Annotated in this window: 11 protein-coding genes; 8 read left to right on the top strand and 3 right to left on the bottom strand. The window is 62.8% G+C overall.

Features of this window, described 5'->3' with window-relative positions; genetic code table 11:
* Positions 1-142: 142 nt before the first annotated feature.
* The 8 genes from CFE428DRAFT_RS18260 to CFE428DRAFT_RS18225 all read left to right on the top strand — a co-directional run bounded on the left by CFE428DRAFT_RS18260 (position 143) and on the right by CFE428DRAFT_RS18225 (position 9,011).
* Complete coding sequence (locus tag CFE428DRAFT_RS18260; protein ID WP_006981104.1) at positions 143-2,299, top strand: GTPase domain-containing protein; 2,157 nt, start codon at positions 143-145, stop codon at positions 2,297-2,299.
* A 422-nt stretch (positions 2,300-2,721) separates the two neighbouring features.
* Entirely contained in the window at positions 2,722-3,162 is a 441-nt protein-coding gene (locus CFE428DRAFT_RS18255) for a CBS domain-containing protein (RefSeq protein ID WP_006981103.1), read from the top strand.
* A gap of 695 nt (positions 3,163-3,857) precedes the next feature.
* On the top strand, positions 3,858-4,286 hold the full coding sequence (locus CFE428DRAFT_RS18250) for a response regulator (RefSeq protein WP_006981102.1): 429 nt from the start codon (positions 3,858-3,860) through the stop codon (positions 4,284-4,286).
* A gap of 67 nt (positions 4,287-4,353) precedes the next feature.
* Positions 4,354-6,006: a response regulator gene (locus CFE428DRAFT_RS18245; protein ID WP_006981101.1), complete on the top strand. Its 1,653-nt coding sequence runs from the start codon at positions 4,354-4,356 to the stop codon at positions 6,004-6,006.
* A gap of 412 nt (positions 6,007-6,418) precedes the next feature.
* Positions 6,419-7,606 (top strand): NAD(P)/FAD-dependent oxidoreductase, encoded by a 1,188-nt coding sequence (locus CFE428DRAFT_RS18240; protein ID WP_006981100.1) that lies wholly within the window; start codon positions 6,419-6,421, stop codon positions 7,604-7,606.
* Between the two features lie 197 nt (positions 7,607-7,803).
* Positions 7,804-8,169, top strand: coding sequence for a hypothetical protein (locus CFE428DRAFT_RS18235; protein ID WP_006981099.1), 366 nt, complete (start codon positions 7,804-7,806; stop codon positions 8,167-8,169).
* The gene (locus CFE428DRAFT_RS18230; protein WP_006981098.1) at positions 8,139-8,441 is read left to right on the top strand and encodes a hypothetical protein; all 303 of its coding nucleotides are present in this window, start codon (positions 8,139-8,141) and stop codon (positions 8,439-8,441) included. The genes CFE428DRAFT_RS18235 and CFE428DRAFT_RS18230 overlap by 31 nt, the downstream gene beginning before the upstream one ends.
* A 330-nt stretch (positions 8,442-8,771) precedes the next feature.
* The gene (locus CFE428DRAFT_RS18225) at positions 8,772-9,011 is read left to right on the top strand and encodes an antitoxin family protein (RefSeq protein ID WP_006981097.1); all 240 of its coding nucleotides are present in this window, start codon (positions 8,772-8,774) and stop codon (positions 9,009-9,011) included.
* Positions 9,012-9,109: 98 nt separating this feature from the next.
* Here CFE428DRAFT_RS18225 and CFE428DRAFT_RS18220 read toward each other — a convergent pair whose 3' ends face one another.
* The 3 genes from CFE428DRAFT_RS18220 to pbpC all read right to left on the bottom strand — a co-directional run bounded on the left by CFE428DRAFT_RS18220 (position 9,110) and on the right by pbpC (position 18,593).
* Entirely contained in the window at positions 9,110-9,634 is a 525-nt protein-coding gene (locus CFE428DRAFT_RS18220; protein WP_006981096.1) for a hypothetical protein, read from the bottom strand.
* 423 nt (positions 9,635-10,057) lie between these two features.
* Positions 10,058-10,498, bottom strand: a complete 441-nt coding sequence (locus CFE428DRAFT_RS37520; RefSeq protein ID WP_157447567.1) for a hypothetical protein — start codon at positions 10,496-10,498, stop codon at positions 10,058-10,060.
* Positions 10,485-18,593 (bottom strand): penicillin-binding protein 1C, encoded by an 8,109-nt coding sequence (gene pbpC, locus CFE428DRAFT_RS35870; protein ID WP_006981094.1) that lies wholly within the window; start codon positions 18,591-18,593, stop codon positions 10,485-10,487. The genes CFE428DRAFT_RS37520 and pbpC overlap by 14 nt, the downstream gene beginning before the upstream one ends.
* Between the last annotated feature and the right edge of the window lie 70 nt (positions 18,594-18,663).

Raw genomic sequence — 18,663 nt, 5'->3', positions numbered from 1 at the left:
CCCCTGCCCATTGTGCCTTCTGGCTAATGACGAGCCTCGAGTCCACTACCCCTAGTGTTTTCCCTTGCTCCTCACTCCCGCTCGCGATAAAAACAATCGCGGCCACTCGCGGATCAGCAGCCCAATTCCATTCAGCGTCCTCATGAAAACCGAGATCTCGAAGTTCTGTGAAGCCTATCTCCACGTCCTCAATGCCCTTCCGCCCGCGATGCGCGACGCCACGGCGGCCATGGAAAAAGGCGACGCCGAGGGATTGCTCCAGCGCCCTCTGGCCACGCTGAACGACACCCGCGCCCGCCTGCGCAGCCTCGTCGAGAAACTCGAGAGCCAGCAGGCCTACCTCCTCATCTTCGGCCCCCTCAAGAGCGGCAAATCCACGCTCATGAACGCCATCAGCCGCACCTATGTGAGCGAGGTCACCTCGCTCCCCGGCTACCCCTGCCTGGTCTACGTCCGGCACAGCGACCAGCCGCACTTTTCCGCCACGCGTTACAATGGCCGCGAGACCGTTTTCGCCGATGGCCGCATGTTACGCGACGTCATCGCCGACAGCCACATCGCTCTCGCTGAGCAGATCCGCGAAGCCGAAAACCGCCGCGGCGACTTCGATCCGCGTCACGACTTCACCGAAGCCATCCGCCGCGTGGATGTGAAGATCCCCGTCGATAGCCTCGCGGAGTCCAGCACCGTGCTCGTCGACACCCCCGGCCTCTACAGCCGCATGAATTTCGGCTACGACGTGCTGACCCGCGAGTTTCGCGACAGCGCGGCCTGCGCCGTCTTCGTCGTCAAAACCGACAACCTTTACCTCGAGCAGGTCTTCGCCGAGTTCAACCAACTCCTCGGCCTCTTCAGCCGCATCTTCCTCGTCATCAACGTCGACTCCAGCAAGCGCGACCTGCAGCCCGACGGCACGCTTTCGCCCAGCACCGAGAGTCGCGACCCACAGAAGATCATCGAGGCCTTCAAGACTCTCTCCATGGCCGGCCCGCTGCGGACCGCTTACGAAGAAGGCCGCCTCCGCCTCCACGCCGTCGATCTCCTCAACGCCGCCTCCAGTTTCCTCGCCCAACCCGCCCAAAACCATGCCACTACAACCTCCGCCACCACCCCGAGTTCCGCCTACAACGCCTCGCCCAACAACGGGTCCAACGGGAAGCAGCACGACGACGACGCCCAGCGCATCGCCTTCGACGCCTTCCTTGCCGACCTCACCGACTACCTAAACAGCAGCGACTACACGCGCGAATTCATGCGCGACAGCCTGCGGCAGGGCTCGACCTTCTGCGCCGAGATGCGCGACGTCTGCGAAGGCCCGGAGATGAAAGAACTCGTCGCCCAGCAGGTGCAACTCGCTGAAGAAATGTCCGGGCTGAACGAAAAGATCGCCACCACCGAACGACTGCTCGGCGTCTCGTGGGAAGCCGTCTTCGACCAGGCTCGCACCGAGAATGGCAAAGCGATCGACCGCGCCGCGCGCGAAAAAGGCGAGGCGCTGGTGAAAGATCTCACCACCGCGCTCGATGAATGGTACGGCACCGATGCCAGCCTCGCGGATCTGGCGACGCGTCATTGGAATCCCATCATCACCCGCGCCGCGCGCGACCTCTCGGAAGCATCGCGCAGCCGCCTCCGTTCGTTGCTCGGCGGACCGCTCGGCGGCGCCGAACCCGCCGCGGCCGTGATGACCGACCTGCACGACATCGACTTCGATCTCGCACCCACCGCCGCTGCCGCCACTCCCGCACTCGCCACGGCCGAGCCCACCGAGGCCTATCCGCTGGCGATCAAAGCCGAGCACGTCCCGGTGAAGAAATCTTTCGGCGATTGGATGCTCTTCCGCGGCCTCAACAGCGTCCGCCGCCGCATCTTCGGCGAAGACCTGCAACAGACCATCGCCCCCGAGATGAAGGCGAAACGTCTCCCCGCCGAGACCACCCGCGCCGCATTGCTCGAGATGGTCAACGCCGCCGTCCGCGAACGGTTCCCCGAGCACCCCGCCAAATTTGCCGCGTCGCTCGCCACCGCCTACGCCGGGAAATTCCGCCAGAGCATCCTCGAACGCCTGCGCCAGCAGCGCGACGAATTCGCGATGGCCAACGCTCAGCGCCAGGGCCCACATGACACCATCACCGCGATCCTCGCCGCCATGAAAGCCCTCGACGAACAGAGCAGCAAATCCGTCGCCGAGATCATTCTCATGGCCCAGCAGGAAACTGGTGAGACGATCGAATTCCCCGGCGCCACCACTCTCACGGCGGAAGCCGAGCCCGCGACCGCCGACGCCACCGCCGCGTAAGCTTTCGAGCACTCGCTCGACATCCGTTCGGTCGTAATCGCGATCCCGCAATCGCCGGATCGCCATGCCTTTTTCGCACCGCGCCTCGGAGAGCGAGGCCGCTGCATCGCTCGCGCTACTGCCACACCGCTCGGCAGTGCGCGAAGCGACCCAAAAAACAAACCGTCATCCTGAGCGATGCGGAGCGAAAGCCGAGCAGCGAGACGCCTATGGGACTGTGGGGCAAACCTCCAATTTCTCGGTCCGGAGGTCCAAAAACAAACACGCCTCCGGCGCCCATCTTCTCCCCACCGCATCCGAGTCCAGCGTCGCCTCCGCTGGCCATTCCGCATTCCGCACTCGCCATTCCCGTTTTCCAATCCCTTGACTCCTCCCCTCACGGTCCTACGTTTCCTTCTAACAATAGAAAGGACCCCCATTCTATGGAAATCGTCGGTACCGTCACCAGCCTCCTGAGCGACAAGAGTCCCAACATCTGGTCTATCAAGCCAGACGCCACCGTTTACGAAGCCATTGAGTTGATGGCCGAGAAAAACATCGGCGCACTTCCCGTCGTCGATCGCGGCCGCCTTCTCGGCATCCTCACCGAGCGCGACTACGCCCGCAAAGTCATCCTCGAGGGCAAGTCTTCGAAAGACACCTCCGTCTCCGCGATTATGTCCCGGAGTCCGATTACCGTCACCCCCGCGGATACCGTGGGTGAATGCATGCGGATCATGACCGATAAACGCGTGCGCCATCTCCCAGTCATGGAAGGCGGCGACTTCGTCGGCATCCTTTCCATCGGTGACGTCGTCCGGTGGATGATCTCTGCGCAGACCGCGACCATCGATCAACTCACACGGTATATCTACGGGGAATAGCGAATTCCCCGGAGGCGAAATCAGTGCGGTAGCGACGCCGGCCCAGGCGCCGGAAATCTTCGCGTCGACGTAACCGACGCCGAGACCTAAGCATTACCCACATCTTTGGCCGGTTTCGGGGACAGCGGGGAATTCGGCCGCGGCTCACTGGGAGGGGCGACTTTCTAGAAAAGACCCTGCGTCGCGGAGCGGTGCCCTTCAGTGATGGCGCTTCGCGCCAAGGTTTTTTCGATCGGCGACTAGGAAGTCGCCGCTTCCAGGAGCGCCATTCGTAGCGGCGTCTCCCTATGGCGGAGACTTATGTATAAAGATCAGCTCGGTGAGCACCGCTTGCGACCGCTCAATCGCAACGCGCTCTTGCTTTCTCGCATTTGCAAACACGGCGAAGCGTCCGCGGAAAATTCGCGCAAAAAATTTTCGCGACGACCCGTGTTTCTCCACCCGAATCACTGCTCTCAGAACATCTACGCACATCGTCCGGCAGGGGTTCGGACTGACGCGTTGTTAATTATCATAACTCCCCACTGTCCCCATCGCGCGCTTACATACATCCACCCACAAAACGCTGGCATTTCCGAGTGGCGCGATCATCGGGAATCTCTCCTACGTGTTATCCGAATCCCTGACTAACTCCTCAGCCTCCATCCCGGCGGCGCCTCTGTAACACTGGCATATCCGATGCTGAAACGCCGTTCATGCCCACGACCATTCTTTCGCCCCGCGCCAGCACCGCTGCGCGCACCTTCCGCATCCTCGCCGTCGACGACGATCCCAACTCCACGCTCCTCACCAAGATCGCCCTCGAACGCACCGGCCGCTTCGCCGTCTGCGAAGTCAACGACCCTCACGCCGCGGCCGCCGCTGCCCGCCTCTTTGGCCCCGACCTCGTCGTCATGGACGTCGACATGCCGCGCCTCGATGGCCGCGCCGCCGCTCTCCTCATCCAGTCCATCGCCGGTCTCGAGGAAGTCCCCGTTCTCTTCGTCACCAGCCTGATCCCCGAGGGCACCGCCGCCAGCCGCAACGCCTTCGGCTGGCACGGCCCGCTCGAGAAGCCCGTCTCCCCGAAGCGCCTCGCCCGGGCCATCGACCACATCCTCCAGCACGGCGTCCTCGATTCCTGAAGTAACTCCGCCGCCTCGACACAGCACATCCACTCGCGCTCTCCGCGCCGTACCCGATCTCATTCGCATGCAACTTCCCAAAAGCACTTTCGAAAGCGCCCGCGTCCTCATCGTCGACGACGACGTCCGCAGCTCGCTCCTCATCGAGCGCATGCTGCGCGGCCACTTCCAGGTCCACATCGTTAACGACGAACGCGAGACCTTCGAAGCCTTCGAGCGCCTGCATCCCGATATCCTCCTCCTCGATATCTACATGCCGCACATGGATGGCTTCGAAATCATGCGCAAGCTCCGCGAAAGCCTCGCTGCGGATGACTTCTTCCCCATTCTCGTCCTCACCGGCGACCAGAGCCCCGACACGAAACTGCGCGCCCTCAGCGCCGGCGCCAAGGACTTCCTCCACAAGCCGCTCGACGCCGCCGAAGTGACCGCCCGCATTCGCAACCTCCTCGAGACCCGCTTCCTGCACCTCGAGTTGCAAAGCCATAACATCTTCCTCGAGGAGCGCGTCCACGAACGCACCGCCCAGCTCGAATCCACCCTCGCCAATCTGCGCACCACCCAGGCCCAGGTCATCAAGCAGGAACGTCTCGCCGCCCTCGGCGTCATGGCCAGCGGCATCGCTCACGATTTCAACAACACGCTCTCCTCCATCCTCGGCTACGGCGAGCTCCTCCTCGAGAGCCCCGACCACACCGATTACCTCAAGCGCATCCTCAGCGCCGGACACGATGCCCGCCAGATCGTCCGCCGTCTCCGCGAATTCTACAAAGTCGGCAACACCGGCGAGCCCCTCGCCGCCGTTCATCTCAACCCGCTCATCGATCAGGCCGTCACCCTCACCATGCCGCGGTGGAATAACCAGGCCCTCACCTGGGGCGCCCACATCACCGTGAAGCGCGAATTCCGCGAGCTCCCGATCCTTGCCGGCAACCCCGTCGAACTCCGCGAACTCTTCACCAATCTCATCTTCAACGCCGTCGACGCCCTGCCGCACGGCGGCCAGATCCTCATCCGCACTGCCGTCGAGGGCGAGACCATCGTGGTCCGCGTTACCGACGATGGCCTCGGCATGGACGGCGACACGGCGCGCCGCTGCATGGAGCCCTTCTTCACCACCAAGGGCGAACAAGGCACTGGCCTCGGCCTCAGCGTCGCCCACGGCATCGTCAAGCGGCACAAAGGCACCATCCATATCGAGACCGAGCCCCATGTCGGCACCACCGTCATCCTGCGCTTCCCCGTCTCCAGCGAGGTGACCTCACCCGAGACTCTGCCTATCACTCCGGCCCTCGAGCGGCCGCTCAAGATCCTCTTCGTCGACGACCAGCCGATCATCAGCGAACTCGTCTCCGAGCTCCTGCGCTCCGATGGCCACGCCGTCGACACCGCGGGCAGCGGCGGCCTTGCCCTCGAGAAATGCCAGCGGGTCAATTACGACCTGGTCATCACCGACCTCGCCATGCCCGGCATGAATGGCGGCCAGCTCGCCGGCGTCCTCCGGCAGTTGAACCCGGCCAAGCCCATCATCATGCTCACCGGTTTTGCCGATCTCGTCGGGGAAGCCGGCCCCGGCACCAATATCGACCGCGTCCTGGCCAAACCGGCGAGCCTCGAAGAACTGCGCCGCGCCATCTTCGAAGTCTTCACCCAGGACCGGCTCGTCAAGCTCAGCGACCTCAGCGCGGCCTCGCCGAACCAGGCCCAGCCGGTGGTGTAGTCCAAAGCATTACCCCCATCTTATTCCAGGGTTGCGTAAGACGGTAGTCCCTGGGGAGGGGCGACTTCCCAGTCGCCCTGCGTCGCTTAGCGACGCCCCAAAAAAGAGAGGCGCTTCGCGCAACGGTTTTCCGGCCGGCGACTAGGAAGTCGCCGCTCCCAGCACGATCCGGCGCTGACACACAAAAACCGACCAAAGATGTGGGTAATGCTTAGCTGTAGCCACCGCGCTCAGCCGCCGTCCCTTGGGTCATAATTGTTTGGGTCGATAAAGCAGATGAAGAGCGCGGATACCAGATCGATCCGCTTTTAAACTTTTCCCCATTCCCTGGCCAATCTCATTCCGGAATTTCGCCGATTCCTAAAGCCGATGCGGCCAAACGAAACGAATTAGCAACACATACGCAAAAGCCATGACCAGTTACGATTACCTGATTGTCGGTGGTGGAATGACGGCGGCAGCCGCGGCGGATGGCATCCGCGAGGTCGATGGAAGCGGCAGCATCGGGATGTTCAGCATGGAGGCAGATACTCCTTACAACCGTCCTCCCCTCACCAAGGCGCTCTGGAAAGGCAAGTCGATGGACACCATCTGGCGGAAGACGAAGAACGTCGATTTGCATCTCGAAAGCGAAATCACCAAACTTGTTCCGAGCGAGAAGCGGGTCTCAGACAGCGGCGGAAATGGCTACACCTACGGCAAGCTAGTGCTGGCCACGGGCGGCAAAGTGCGGCGCCTGCCTTTTGATGACGAACACATTATTTATTTTCGCACGGTGGCGGATTACCGGCGTCTGCGGGTGTTGACCGAGACTGGCAAAAGATTTGCCGTCATCGGGGGCAGCTTCATCGGTTCGGAGATCGCGGCGGCTTTGGCCATGAACGGCAAGCAAGTCGTGATGATCTTTCCCGGCAAAACCATTGGAGCGCACATTTTTCCGGAAGCGTTGGCGCAATTCATTTCCCAGTACTACGAACAGAAGGGCGTCACCCTGCTCGCCGGTGAAAAAGTGATCGCCTCCGAGATGCGGGATCATCAGCACTGCTTGAAAACGGCCGGCGGCCAGGAAGTCCTCGTCGATGGCGTGGTGGCCGGCATTGGCATCGAACCCAACGTCGCCCTGGCCGAGAGCGCCGGCATCGCCACGGACAACGGGATCGTGGTGGATCCATTTCTGCGCACGCCGTTCCCGGATATTTATGCCGCGGGAGACGTAGCCTCTTTCTACAACCCTGCCTTGGGAAAGCACCTGCGCGTCGAGCACGAAGACAACGCCAACTCGATGGGACGCCTGGCCGGACGGAACATGGCTGGAAAGAACGAGCGGTATGACCATTTGCCGTCCTTCTATTCGGACTTGTTCGATCTGGGCTACGAAGCCGTTGGCGAACTGAATTCGCAGCTGGAAACCTTCGCCGATTGGGTGCGCCCCAACGAAGAAGGCGTCATCTACTATCTCGATCAAGGCCGAGTGCGTGGAGTGCTTCTCTGGAACGTGTGGGACCAAGTGCCCGCGGCCCGCGACCTGATCGCCCAACCGGGACCTTTCACCGCCAGTACGCTCAAAGGACGGCTGCGGGCAAAACCCAAAGAAAGCTAAATCCGGTCACACGCGCGCAGCGCCATTCCCCTTTTTCTCCTCTCTCCTCGTTCCCAAGCTCCAGCTTGGGAATGCCCCTGTCTGCGAAGCTCCTGCTTCGTGGGGCAACCAAAGGAAGCTGGAGCTTCCAAGACGAGTGCGTGTCCAAGCTGGAGCTTGGGCACGAGAGTCGGTTGAGATAAGGCTGAGCACACACCATGAGCCGCCAGACCGACCTCCGTGCCTTTGCCGAGTATTGGCTGAGACGTCCCCTCACCCCGGCGGATGTCGTAGCCGTTCCGTCCGCCGCGAAACTGCCCGCGGCGCTCCGTGAGATCTATGAAACCTTTGGCGGCTGCGCGGCCCTCACGCAACCGCACAATTCTCTTCTGCTCCCCAGCGATATGGAGATCGCCGATGGATACTCCATCTTTTATGCCGAGAATCAGTACCTTGAGTACTGGAGCTTCAAGACCGAAGAAGCCGGGGCGGATGATCCCATGGTCTACCAGTCCATAGACAGCAACCAGGTCTTTTTTGGACCCCGGAGGAAATGCTCCTCTCCGAGTGGATCAAGACGATGACCCTCTGGCAGCTCGTCAATGGCGGTTACGCTCATCGCGCCTACACCTCCGGCATTCCCGACGCCGCGAAGACCATCTCCGCGATCTATCCGCAGGTCGGGGGCCATCGAGACGGCAGCGCCCGCTTCTTCGGAGCCGACGGAACCCTCGTCTGTCTCGCTGGTAGCAAATCCACCTCCGCCGTCTGGGTTGCCGCCGCCGACCAAAGCACCTTCGAAACCTTAATCGACCGCCTCGGCTTCGAGTGGGACTACAACTCGCTGGATGGATGAGCACGGAGGTCCCTTTTCGCGAACCTAGTCGGGCTGTCAGAAAATGTCAGCTGACCCCTGTTTCCCAGAGATCATCGCTGGTTGTTCCGCCGGATTCTTCGACTGCGTTCCAGTCGTTCCACTCCCTCCACTCCACTCAGAATGACCGCGAGGTGGGCGGTCTATTTATTTCACAGCCTTCCAAGCTGGTGCCGCTGGTGAATGCAACTTTCTGGCCGTCGCGGGTAAGGCTGATTTTCCAAGCGACGACTTTGTCGACTGGCCTACCGGCGGGGAGGCGCGGGGGATTTTCGCCTTTGTGCGCCGACGAGTTGGAAGTAGCTTAGACGCATGACTACGACCGCTGCGGCTGTTTACGAGAAAGGCGTCCTGCGCCCACTTTCGCCGCTGCCGCTAGCAGAAGGTGCGCGGGTGGAAGTGACAGTGACGGACGAAATAGCGCAAGGAATTCCCGGGGCGATGACGGGACGGGCCGGTGTGGAATTGGCCCGATTGTGGTCGGCGATGCCGCATCTTTCCTCGGAAGAAGCGGCGGCGTTTGAGGATGATCTATTTGGTCCGGAACGTTGACGAAGCGAAGCAGCGCCTATCCAAAGCATTGCACTCTTAAGCTGGCGGCGCTGGGGACAGCGCGGCTACAGACGTTTCTTTTTGTCCTCTGCGCGCGCTTATTTCCCCGCCACGTCCTTGGCCCGGCGGTTGTAGCTGTCGAAGCTGCTGCCGCTGGTGAATTCGACTTTCTGGCCGTCACGGGTCAGGGTGATTTTCCAGGCGACGACTTTGTCGACGTGCATGTCGGAAGAGCCGTGCATGTGGCCGCCGATGTGGAAACTGCCGACGTCGACGGTGCCAGTTTGCGCGGCGTGCAGCGCGGCGATCTTGGCCGTGCCGGTGTAGCGCTCGACGGTGGCGCTTTCCGAAAAATAGCGCTGGATGAGGACGATCGATTCGACCGGGGTCTCGGGGAGTTCTTTGCTGGAGGTGTTTTTGACATCCATCTTCAGCGTCATGTCGTGGTCGATCTCCATGTTGCCGACGCCGTTGACGGTGACTTTGTCGTTGCGGTTGACGACTTTCTTGCCGATCTCGACGAGGAGGCCGGCTTTTTCCACCGCGAGCACGGAGCTGACGGAGAGGGAAAGAGAGAGCAACAGGACCGCCAGGGGAGATTTCATCACACGCAACGCCTTCATAGTGGGGCGCTGGTATACGTGGGAAGACGGGGAGGGGAAGTTTAGATTTGAGGGTGCGAAAGTTGATGGTTGAAAGTTGAGCGTTGAGAGCCGCGCTTTCTGAAGCGCGCCGTTTTCCGGGCATAGTCGCATCGGAAAATAGCTCCGCGCGAAAACCCACGGAAATTGGAGGTCTTTCGACTGCGCCCATGCTTCCCCGCTCCGCTCAAGATGACACATATTTGGGGAGCGCTTCGCGCTGTTGTTGCCGGACGTCTACTCGGAGGAACACCGTATATGAAGTCGCCGCGGTGGGAGGGATTTGGGCGCTGACGAAGCGGCGGCCCTCCGGTTGGCGCGCTCGTTCCCTTTCTGCGCGGAGCGCGCCCGCTAGCGGGAACGCGGGGGACTCTCAACTCTCAACCCTCAACTATCAACTTTCCCTCATTCCACGCCGGCCGCCTGCACCGTGACCGTCGAAGTCGACGACCTTCCGCGATCATCCAACGCGACGATGTGGTATTTCCCGGGCGCGGGGCGCCACGGCAGCGTCTCGCGGGCGGAGGTCGCGCCGAGGAAGGCTTTGCCGGCGAACCAATAGAGGCGGACGACGTCGGCTTCGCTGCGGGCCTGGAGAGAGATGGTGCCGGTGGCGTGGTCACCGCCGGGGCGTACGGCGTAGGTCTGGCCGTTGGCGGGACAGGTGATTTGCGGCGGCTTGCCGGTGCGGGCGAGGGTCTCGACGCCGCCTTCGGCGCCGGGGGCAAAGGGCGGTGGGCGGCGGCGCGGCAGGCCGGCGCGCTCGAAGAGGGCGAGCAGGTCGGAAGGCCAGAATTCGTAGACGGCCCGTCGGACCTCGCGCGTGCCATCGTCATCGGACGGCACGCGGAGTCCGGTCTCGGCATCCACCAGGATTTCGCGATGTACCTCGCAGGGGGTGATGGGCGAAACGCCGGGAATGAACCAGCCGGTGACGCGATGGTGGCACGCGGCGGTGGGAAGCTGTCCGCTCTCGGCGCAGAATTCGACGCGCTGAAGATTGGCGCCGGTCGGAGGCTGGATGGGGCGCGGGTGGGCCCGGCCCTGGGGTGCGCAGGGTATCGATGATCTGGAACAGCAGCGGGCCGGCGCAGGTGCGGCCGACGAAAGTAGCGCAGCGGCGGCCGTCGAAATTGCCGATCCACACCGCGAGGACGAAGTGGTCGAAGACGCCGATGGACCAGGCGTCGCGGAAGCCCATGGAGGTGCCGGTTTTCCAATAGATGCCATCGGCGCCGGCCTCGGTGCCGATGTCGGGACGCGGAACGTGGCCGAGCATTTCGAGGGCGAGGAAGGCCGCCTCGGGGCTGACGAGGCGCGTGCCGCCTTCGCTGGGCGGATGCGGCAGGGTCCGCTGGAGCGGGCGCAGGCGACCGCCATTGGCCAGCGCGGCGTAGAGGCGCACGAGCTCTTCCATGGTCACTTCGCCGCCGCCGAGCGGGAGAGCGAGGCCGTAGTAGCTCTCTTCGTGCGGGAGGGCGACGCCGCCTTTGCGCAGGAGCTGATAGAAGGTGGGGTGCGTAAGTTGCGCGGCGAGGGCGACGGCGGGGACGTTGCGGCTGCGGGCGAGGGCATCAGTGGCGTGGATGGGGCCGGCGAAGTCGCCGTCGAAGTTCTCGGGGTTGTAGCCGCCGAAGCGGCGGGGCGCATCGGTGAGCATGGTGAGCGGGTGGATGAGGCCCTGATCCATGGCGGCGGCGTAGATGAAGGGCTTGAGGGTGGAACCGGGCGAACGGCGGCTGCGCGTGCCATCGACCTGGCCGGAGATGGCGGGGTCGAAGAAAGCGGCGGAGCCGGCCTGGGCGAGGACTTCCATGGTGCGGGTGTCGATGAGCATGGCGGCGGCGTTGCTCACGCCGAGGCGGCGGTTGGCGTCAACGTAGGCGGCGATGCGGCGCTCGAGCAGGCGCTGCAGGTCGCGGTCGAGAGTGGTGGTGATTTCACGCTGCGTAGGATCGCGCCGCGCGACCCGGAGGACGAAATGCGGGGCGACGAAGTCACGCGTGAGGTGCGGGCGGATGGGGACGGTGTCGACATCGAACGCATCCGAATCGGAACTGGAGGGACGTCCCGCTTCAGCGAGATCGCTTCCTTGTCTGGCGTCCGCCAGGCTGCAAAGGCGTGCGGCGAGGCGATGCGAAGCGGCGGTAAGAGCGGGGTTGGCGGACTCGGCGCGCGGGGTGCGGCGCGTGGGACTCTGCGGGACGACGCTCAGGGCGATGGCTTCGTGCGCGGTGAGGGCGGAGGCCGGTTTGCCGAAGTAGAGCAGGCTGGCAGCGCCGACACCCTCGATGTTGCGACCGTAGGGTGCGAGGTCGAGGTAGTGCTCGAGGATTTGCGCCTTGGTGTAATGGCGCTCGATCTCGAGGGCGCGCCACATTTGCAGGAGCTTGCCGCGCGCGGTGCGAGTATGCAGGCCGTAGCGCAGGCGGGCGAGTTGCATGGTGATGGTGGAGGCGCCGCCGCGCCCGCGTTGGCCGAGGCCGAGGTGCCACGCGGCGCGGAGGACAGCGACGGGATTGATGCCGGGGTGTTTCCAGAAATGCTGGTCCTCATGGGTGAGGGTGGCGTTGACGAGTTCGGGGGCGATCTGCGCCAACGGCGTGGGCAGGCGGTATTTGTCATCGGCGCTGAGGGTGAGGCGGAGGAGATGGCCATCGCGATCGAGGACGCGCTGCGACCAGCTAAGGCCATCGAGCGGCGGCGGCGCGGGCAGAAAGAACCAGCCGGTGGCCAGCAGGAGCGGGATGAACGCGAGTGCGAGGCCGAGGCGTTTGAAGAAATCGGCGATCACGGGGGAGCGGCGGCGAAACGGCTTGGTGTAGGGCGTGTGTAACCACGCGCCGGGATCGCGCATTCGCGGCCAGAGTGGCCCCTGGGGAGGGGCGACTTTCCAGTCGCCCTGCGTCGCGAAGCGACGCCAAAAGGGATGGCGCTGCGCGCGTTGGATTCGATCAGCGACTGGAAAGTCGCCGCTCCCAGGACGCTGCACGTGCCGCCATGCACGACGGCCCAATCCGTAAACACAACCTAAACTGATCCAGAGCCAGCGCGCTTTTTTCATGGCGCCGTCGGTGACGGTGATCTTGCCCGGGAGCGAGCGCGCCTTGATCGCGCGGTCGTACATCGATTCCGCGAAGGTGGGAGGGACGATGAATTCGCCGCGGTTGGTGGGCTTGATCTTGTAGGTCACTTCGCGCACGCGGCTGTCCACGCCGCCGAAGAAGACGACGCGGTCTTCGCGGACGTCGACGTAATCGAAGCCGTGGGAACCGACGCCGGGCTCGAGCGAACCGGCGGCCATTTCGAATCCACCGGGCATAAGATCGACGATGGCGATGTTCGAGAGTTCGCCGTGCAAACTGCGGATGAGGAGGCGCACGGTGATGGGTTCGCCGAGCGCCGCGGTGTGGGTGACGGCGCCCTTGTCGTCAACGAACTCGCGGAAGATTTCGAGGCCATCGGCGACGGGCACGGTGGGCAGCGCGTCGTCGTAACCGGCTTCGACGACCTGGTAGAAAGCGCCCATCCCGTGCACCGGATTCTTCGCGGTGAAACGTAGCGCGGTGGCATTCGCGGAGAAGGTGCCACGCTTCAAGAGCGTGCTGCCTTCCATGCGCAGTGGTGTTTCGCGCTTCGCGCTGATCTCGGTGACGCCGAGTTGCGGGACGGTTTGCGTGAGGGTGAGGTGTTGCGAATAGCTCTTCAACGCAAGGACGGCGCAGGCGGCAGAGAGGGTGTTGAAGCGGCCGTCGCCGATTGGGCGCGTGATGATTTTCTGGAAATCCTCGGCGCTGACGCGCTTGAGCAAATCGGGGAAATGGCGGGCGATGATGGCGATGTATTGGGAATCGGCGCCGAGCGCGGAATGGAAATCCCACCACTCGTGCGGATCGTGGACGCCGAGCTTGTAGCCCTTGATGAGGCGCTGCGCGTCGTCGTGTTTTTTCAGGAGCTCATCAGCGCCGGCGAGATAGACGGCGGTGAGGTCGCCGGTCCACTGCTTGGGGTAATGCTTGTCGAGGTAATCGCGGAGATTGAGGATGTAGTTCGTGGTGACGACACCTTCGCGTGTGAGCAGGTAGATGGCGTAGGCCTGGATGCGCGCCTCGCGGAGGTCGTGGGGATCGAGCACGACCATGGCTTGCAAATGGCGCAGGCCGCTTTGGAAGACATTTGCCGGAGGGGCGAAGCCGGCGGCTTTCGCCTCGATGAGGAAGTGCATGACGTAGGTGGAGACGAAGTCGATGCGGTCGCTGCTGTTTTCCGCGGCCCAATAGCCGAAGCCGCCCTGGTCGTTTTGGCGGCGGCGCAGCGTGGCGAAGGTGTGCTCGAGCTGTTTACTGATTTCGCCGCGGGTGAGGCCGAAGTCGGCTTCATCCGCGAGCAGCAGGCGACAGAAGGAGCCGCTGGTGATTTGTTCGGAGCAGCCGTTCGGGTAGTTCTTGAGGAACATATCGAGGCCGCGCGCGAGGCCGAGGGGCAGCGCGGAGACAGTGGCGTCGAGTCGGCGGAAGTCGGGATGGATGCGGCGCTCGACGGGAATCTCGTAGGCGTCCTTGAGGAAATTGCCGCTGCGCACGGAGGTCATGAACGGCACCGCGGGGCGCACGCTGAGCGTGGAGCGGAGTTTGGATTCCTGGCCATTCGCCGAGGCGCGGAAGAGGAGGCTCGCGGAGCCGAATTTTTCCTTCGCACGCACGGTGAAGGTGGTGCTGATCTCGCGGCCTTCGCTGATCTGCAGCGGGTTCGCGGGAGCTTTGACGATTTCGAGATGCTCGGAAGGTTGGGCGGTGACCTGGACTTCGGCGTTCTCGCCCGATCCTTCCACGCCATTCGCCACGGTAACGCTGACGTCGAATTGATCGCCGGGCGCGGCGACCGTCGGGACATTGGGCGTGAGCACGAAGGGACCACGGACGAGCGAGTTCATCTCCGCGGAGCCGACGGCATCGGGCGCGACGGCCACCGCCATGATGGTGAGTGTGCCGCTGAAGTAATCGGGCACGTCGTAGATGACTTCGCGCTCGCGCGCGTCGGCATCAATGATCCCCGACCAGAAGACCACAGGCTTTTCCGTCACGCGCCGGAAAGGGTTGAGATGTTTCTCGCCGTCGCCGCCGAAGGCTGAGGCCGAGCGAAGGATGGAATATTCCGGCAGGATGAGATCGACGATCTGCCGGGTCTGCACCATGAGCGCCGCTTTGCGGAAGAAGTGCGCGAGCGGGTTGGGCAGTTGGTAATCGGTGACCTGCAGGATACCCTGGTCGACGGCGAAGACCGCGATGCGCGAGGGCCGGTCGGTCTTGTAGCTGATGTGCAGCGGTTCGCCAGGCTTCGCCTTGGCGAGCGCGTGCAGAGTGATGGGCAGGCGGCGTTTCTCGATGTTCGCCTTGAACGACTCGACCGCATAGCTGAGCGGCGACATGAAGACTTCCTTCGAATCGAGCGCACGCACGAAGCAGACATTCACATAGCCCGTGCCTTCGAAATCCGCCGGCACCTTGATGTGCTGCACGGTGCTGGTGCGGTCGGCCTTGAACCAGGTGTGCGCGTAAACTTTATCGCGCTCGATGGTGATGAGTCCCGCGCCGGTATACGGCGCGACGATGCTGATCTCGATATCGTCCCCGGTGTTGTATTGCGGGCGCGAAAGCTTCACCTGCAGTTCGGCGTCCTTCTCCAGCGAACGCGACACCGCGCCGCGGCCCACGACGCAGAACGACACGCGACTTATCCGCGTCTCGTCATCCTTCTCGCGCAGCTCAAGCACGTAGTTCCCTGGCACATCGGTCGGCACGGTGTATTTCAAGCCCTCCTCGCCAATGCTCACCTTTTCGGTGCGGATGACATTCTCGCGCATGACCGATTCGTAGACGTAGTTGCCGTCCTCATTCTTGCTCAACACGGAGACGTAGACCTGCTCGATGAGCCGCGCCTCGAGGTCCTCCACCGCGATCTTCTTGAGCGTCGGGTCGAGCGCGATCCACTCGAGGGTGTGCGCGCTGCCCATCTTGAGATAACTGAAATCGCCGTCCGGCTTGGCGCCGATGACATAGGGCGAGGCCGAGACGAGCAGATGGTTGCTCGTGTTCACGCTGCGGCCGCCGTCGGCCTCGAAGCCTTCCACGTAGAGGGTCATCGCGTAAGTCGCATCGGCGAAACGATCCAGATTGAGCTCGAAATCCGCCACGCCCTGGTCGTTGGTCTTTTCTTCACCGATCTCCACCTCCTGCGCCTTTCGCTCTTTCTTCTCGTCGTAGAGACGATCGTAAAAGGAGAAGCCGGGATATTCCTGGAATTCAAAATCCGCCGGCGAGAGGACCATGTGCGCCTTGATCCGCCGGGCGGTGGCCGGCGTGCCGTAGAGATTGCGCAGCGTGACTGCCGCGCGCAGATCATCCGGTGTCACCCAGCCGGACTTCGTGTCCTTCGACAACACCGACTCGATCTTCATGCGATCGGGCAGGAACTCCTTCACCGTAACCGAGGTTTCACCAAGCAGCGTGCCACGCTTGCCGTCCTTCACCAGATAGACGCTGATCGTATAGGCGCCCGTGGGCGATTCATACGCCGTCTGGTAACTCGTCTCGGCATAACCCATCGCGGGCAAGGCCAGCTTGCGCACCTGCACACTCGTCCCGCGCGCATCGAGGATCTCCGTCTCGACCGGCAACCCTTCGAGCTTCCCGCCCCAGTCGCGCTGTTTCACGATGAGGCCAATGCGAATCTCGTCACCCGGGCGATAGATGCCGCGCTCGGTGAAGACGAAGGCATCGAGCTCGGCGCCGGAACGGCTCTCCACGCCGCCGGTATCGAAGCGCGAGTAATCGACCAAGCGATCGCTGCGTGAATAAGGTATGAAGGCTACGTCGTTGCCCCGCCGCGCGACGAAGGCGACGGGAGTCTTTTCGCGGGTCGGCTTGCCGAGGGAGGGGAAGTTCACATGGCCATCCGGCGCGGTCTGTGCGGTCAGCAGCGGCACGCCGTTCTTCGCGAGCACTTCCACAGCGACACCCCCGAGCGGATCCCCCGTCTTGATCGACATGAGAAAGACATCGCGGCTGCCGTCGGTGTTTTCCTTCACCACCATGCCGATGTCGGTGATGAGAATAAACCGCCCATCCCCGACGTTGGTCTCGCTATCCTCGCCGTTCGTGTCGTCCTCCTCATCGGCGGCTCCCGCCTCTTCGCGATCTGTGCGTTCAGTACTTTCTTCCGCATTTTCCTGATTCTCCGCGTCCTTCTTTTTCGGCGGCGTCCACTCGCGAGCGCGGAGGAAGAAGAGTCCCTGCATGGCACTGCCGCCGTCATCGGCGGGATGCAGATGTTTCGAAAAATCGAATGCCGAGTAGTTCGCCTTGAACTTGTTTTTGAAGTTGATCGATTGCCGCTCCGTGGCGATACGCGCGATGTTTTCCCGGCCAAAGTGGTAGTTCACGAATTCCGGGTTCTGGAACTCGCCGCGCGTCTGGCTCACGAGATGGTTGATTTGGTCCGCCGGCACGCGCGCGACCTCGTACTCGATGGTGCGCACGCCGCGCGATTTGATGGAGAGCTTGTGCTCGCCATTGAGCGCCAGCACGCCCCCCTGCCCCTGGATCTCGATTTCCCGTGGCAATTCCGGCACCGGCATGATCGCCGCGTAATCATCGCGCAGCAAAAAGCCGCCGAGCGCATGCACGCCCTTGTCGATGGTGACGTAAAGCTGACCCTCCGCCTCCAGGCTCACCTTGAAGCTATGCAACTCCGAGTTCTCCCTGGCCGACGGCACGGCCTTGATCGGCAGCAGCGTGGCTCGCTTGAGCACTGCTTCATCGATTTCCTCCGCGCTGGACCAATCCTTTTTCTCCGCGTCGTCATCTTCCTTGGCCGGCTTCCGCTTCGGCAGCAGATAGACGTGCAGCCCTTTCTGGATGTCCTCCGTTTTCGCCGCGCCCTTGGTCTCGATCATAATCAACTGCTCGGGATCGCCCTCGTTGTTCCGCACGATCGTACCGGTGGTCTTCGAAATCCGGAAGAAGCTATAGATATCCGGCACCTCGACTTTCTTTTCGACCTCCGCGCTCGTCACCGCACCGCCTTGCAGGGTCGGCAGGCCTTTCTCCAATGTCACACGTAGGAAGTCCTCGTGTTCCGGCAGAATGAGCGGGCTCGTGCGCAGGTAAGCGATGCGTTGATGCTGGCCCGCGGTGAGGGTGAATTGGGGCGCACCCTTCTTAAAGATCTCCGACTCGCCGATGACGGTCAGCTTCAACCGTTTCTCCAATTCCACCAGATCGACCCGGTGGGTGAACTCAAACGTCGCCACCACCTGCTTCACCGTCGGCTCCGTCGGATCGGTGTAAAACTCGATCTTCGAGATCTCCGCGCCGAACGGCGGCGTCGTGGCCTCGACGACATACTTCTCCAGCAACACGTGCGAGGGAAAGAGGCTGCGGTCGAGCGTGATGCGGTATTTCTGATCGGCCGGCCAATCCTGTTTCGGCTCGAAGACGAGCAGGCGATCGCTCGCCCAATGCCAGGCGCCATTGGCCGGTGGGTCCATTTGGATTCCTCTCACCGCCGGGGCGGGCGTGGCGTGTGACCCGGAAGCCACGGCTTGCAAGGTGGGCTTCGTCATCTGGTCCAGGCGGGCCACCGAGCCGCCGAAGCGGATGTAAATCGGCCGCGGCTTCAGCTCCTTTTCCATCGGCGTAACCCCCGGCGATTCCACCGTGACGCTAATCGTCACCGGCTTGGGCCGATGCCGATACCAATTCCACGTCTGCCAGCCCCCGGCGATCAACGCCGCCAGCACCAGCACGGTGATGACGCTGGCGCGACGATGGCCTCGCACCCAATTGAATCCGGTCCGTGCCGAACGTCGCGGCCACTCCGGAGGATTCCAATGAAAGTCGCCGACGAGGAGAGAAAGGAAGCGCTGAAATTTGGTAAACATGGAAGGGCCGCGGTAGATGTTCCCGCCTCCTTTCCCATACGGGCGCGCGGCCGGCGTTCTTTCAGTGATT

The sequence above is a fragment of the Chthoniobacter flavus Ellin428 genome (assembly GCF_000173075.1).
In the GTDB taxonomy this organism is placed as follows: Bacteria; Verrucomicrobiota; Verrucomicrobiia; order Chthoniobacterales; family Chthoniobacteraceae; genus Chthoniobacter; species Chthoniobacter flavus.
Note: the sequence above shows the minus strand (reverse complement) of the source record. Positions and strands in the feature narration are given on the sequence as shown.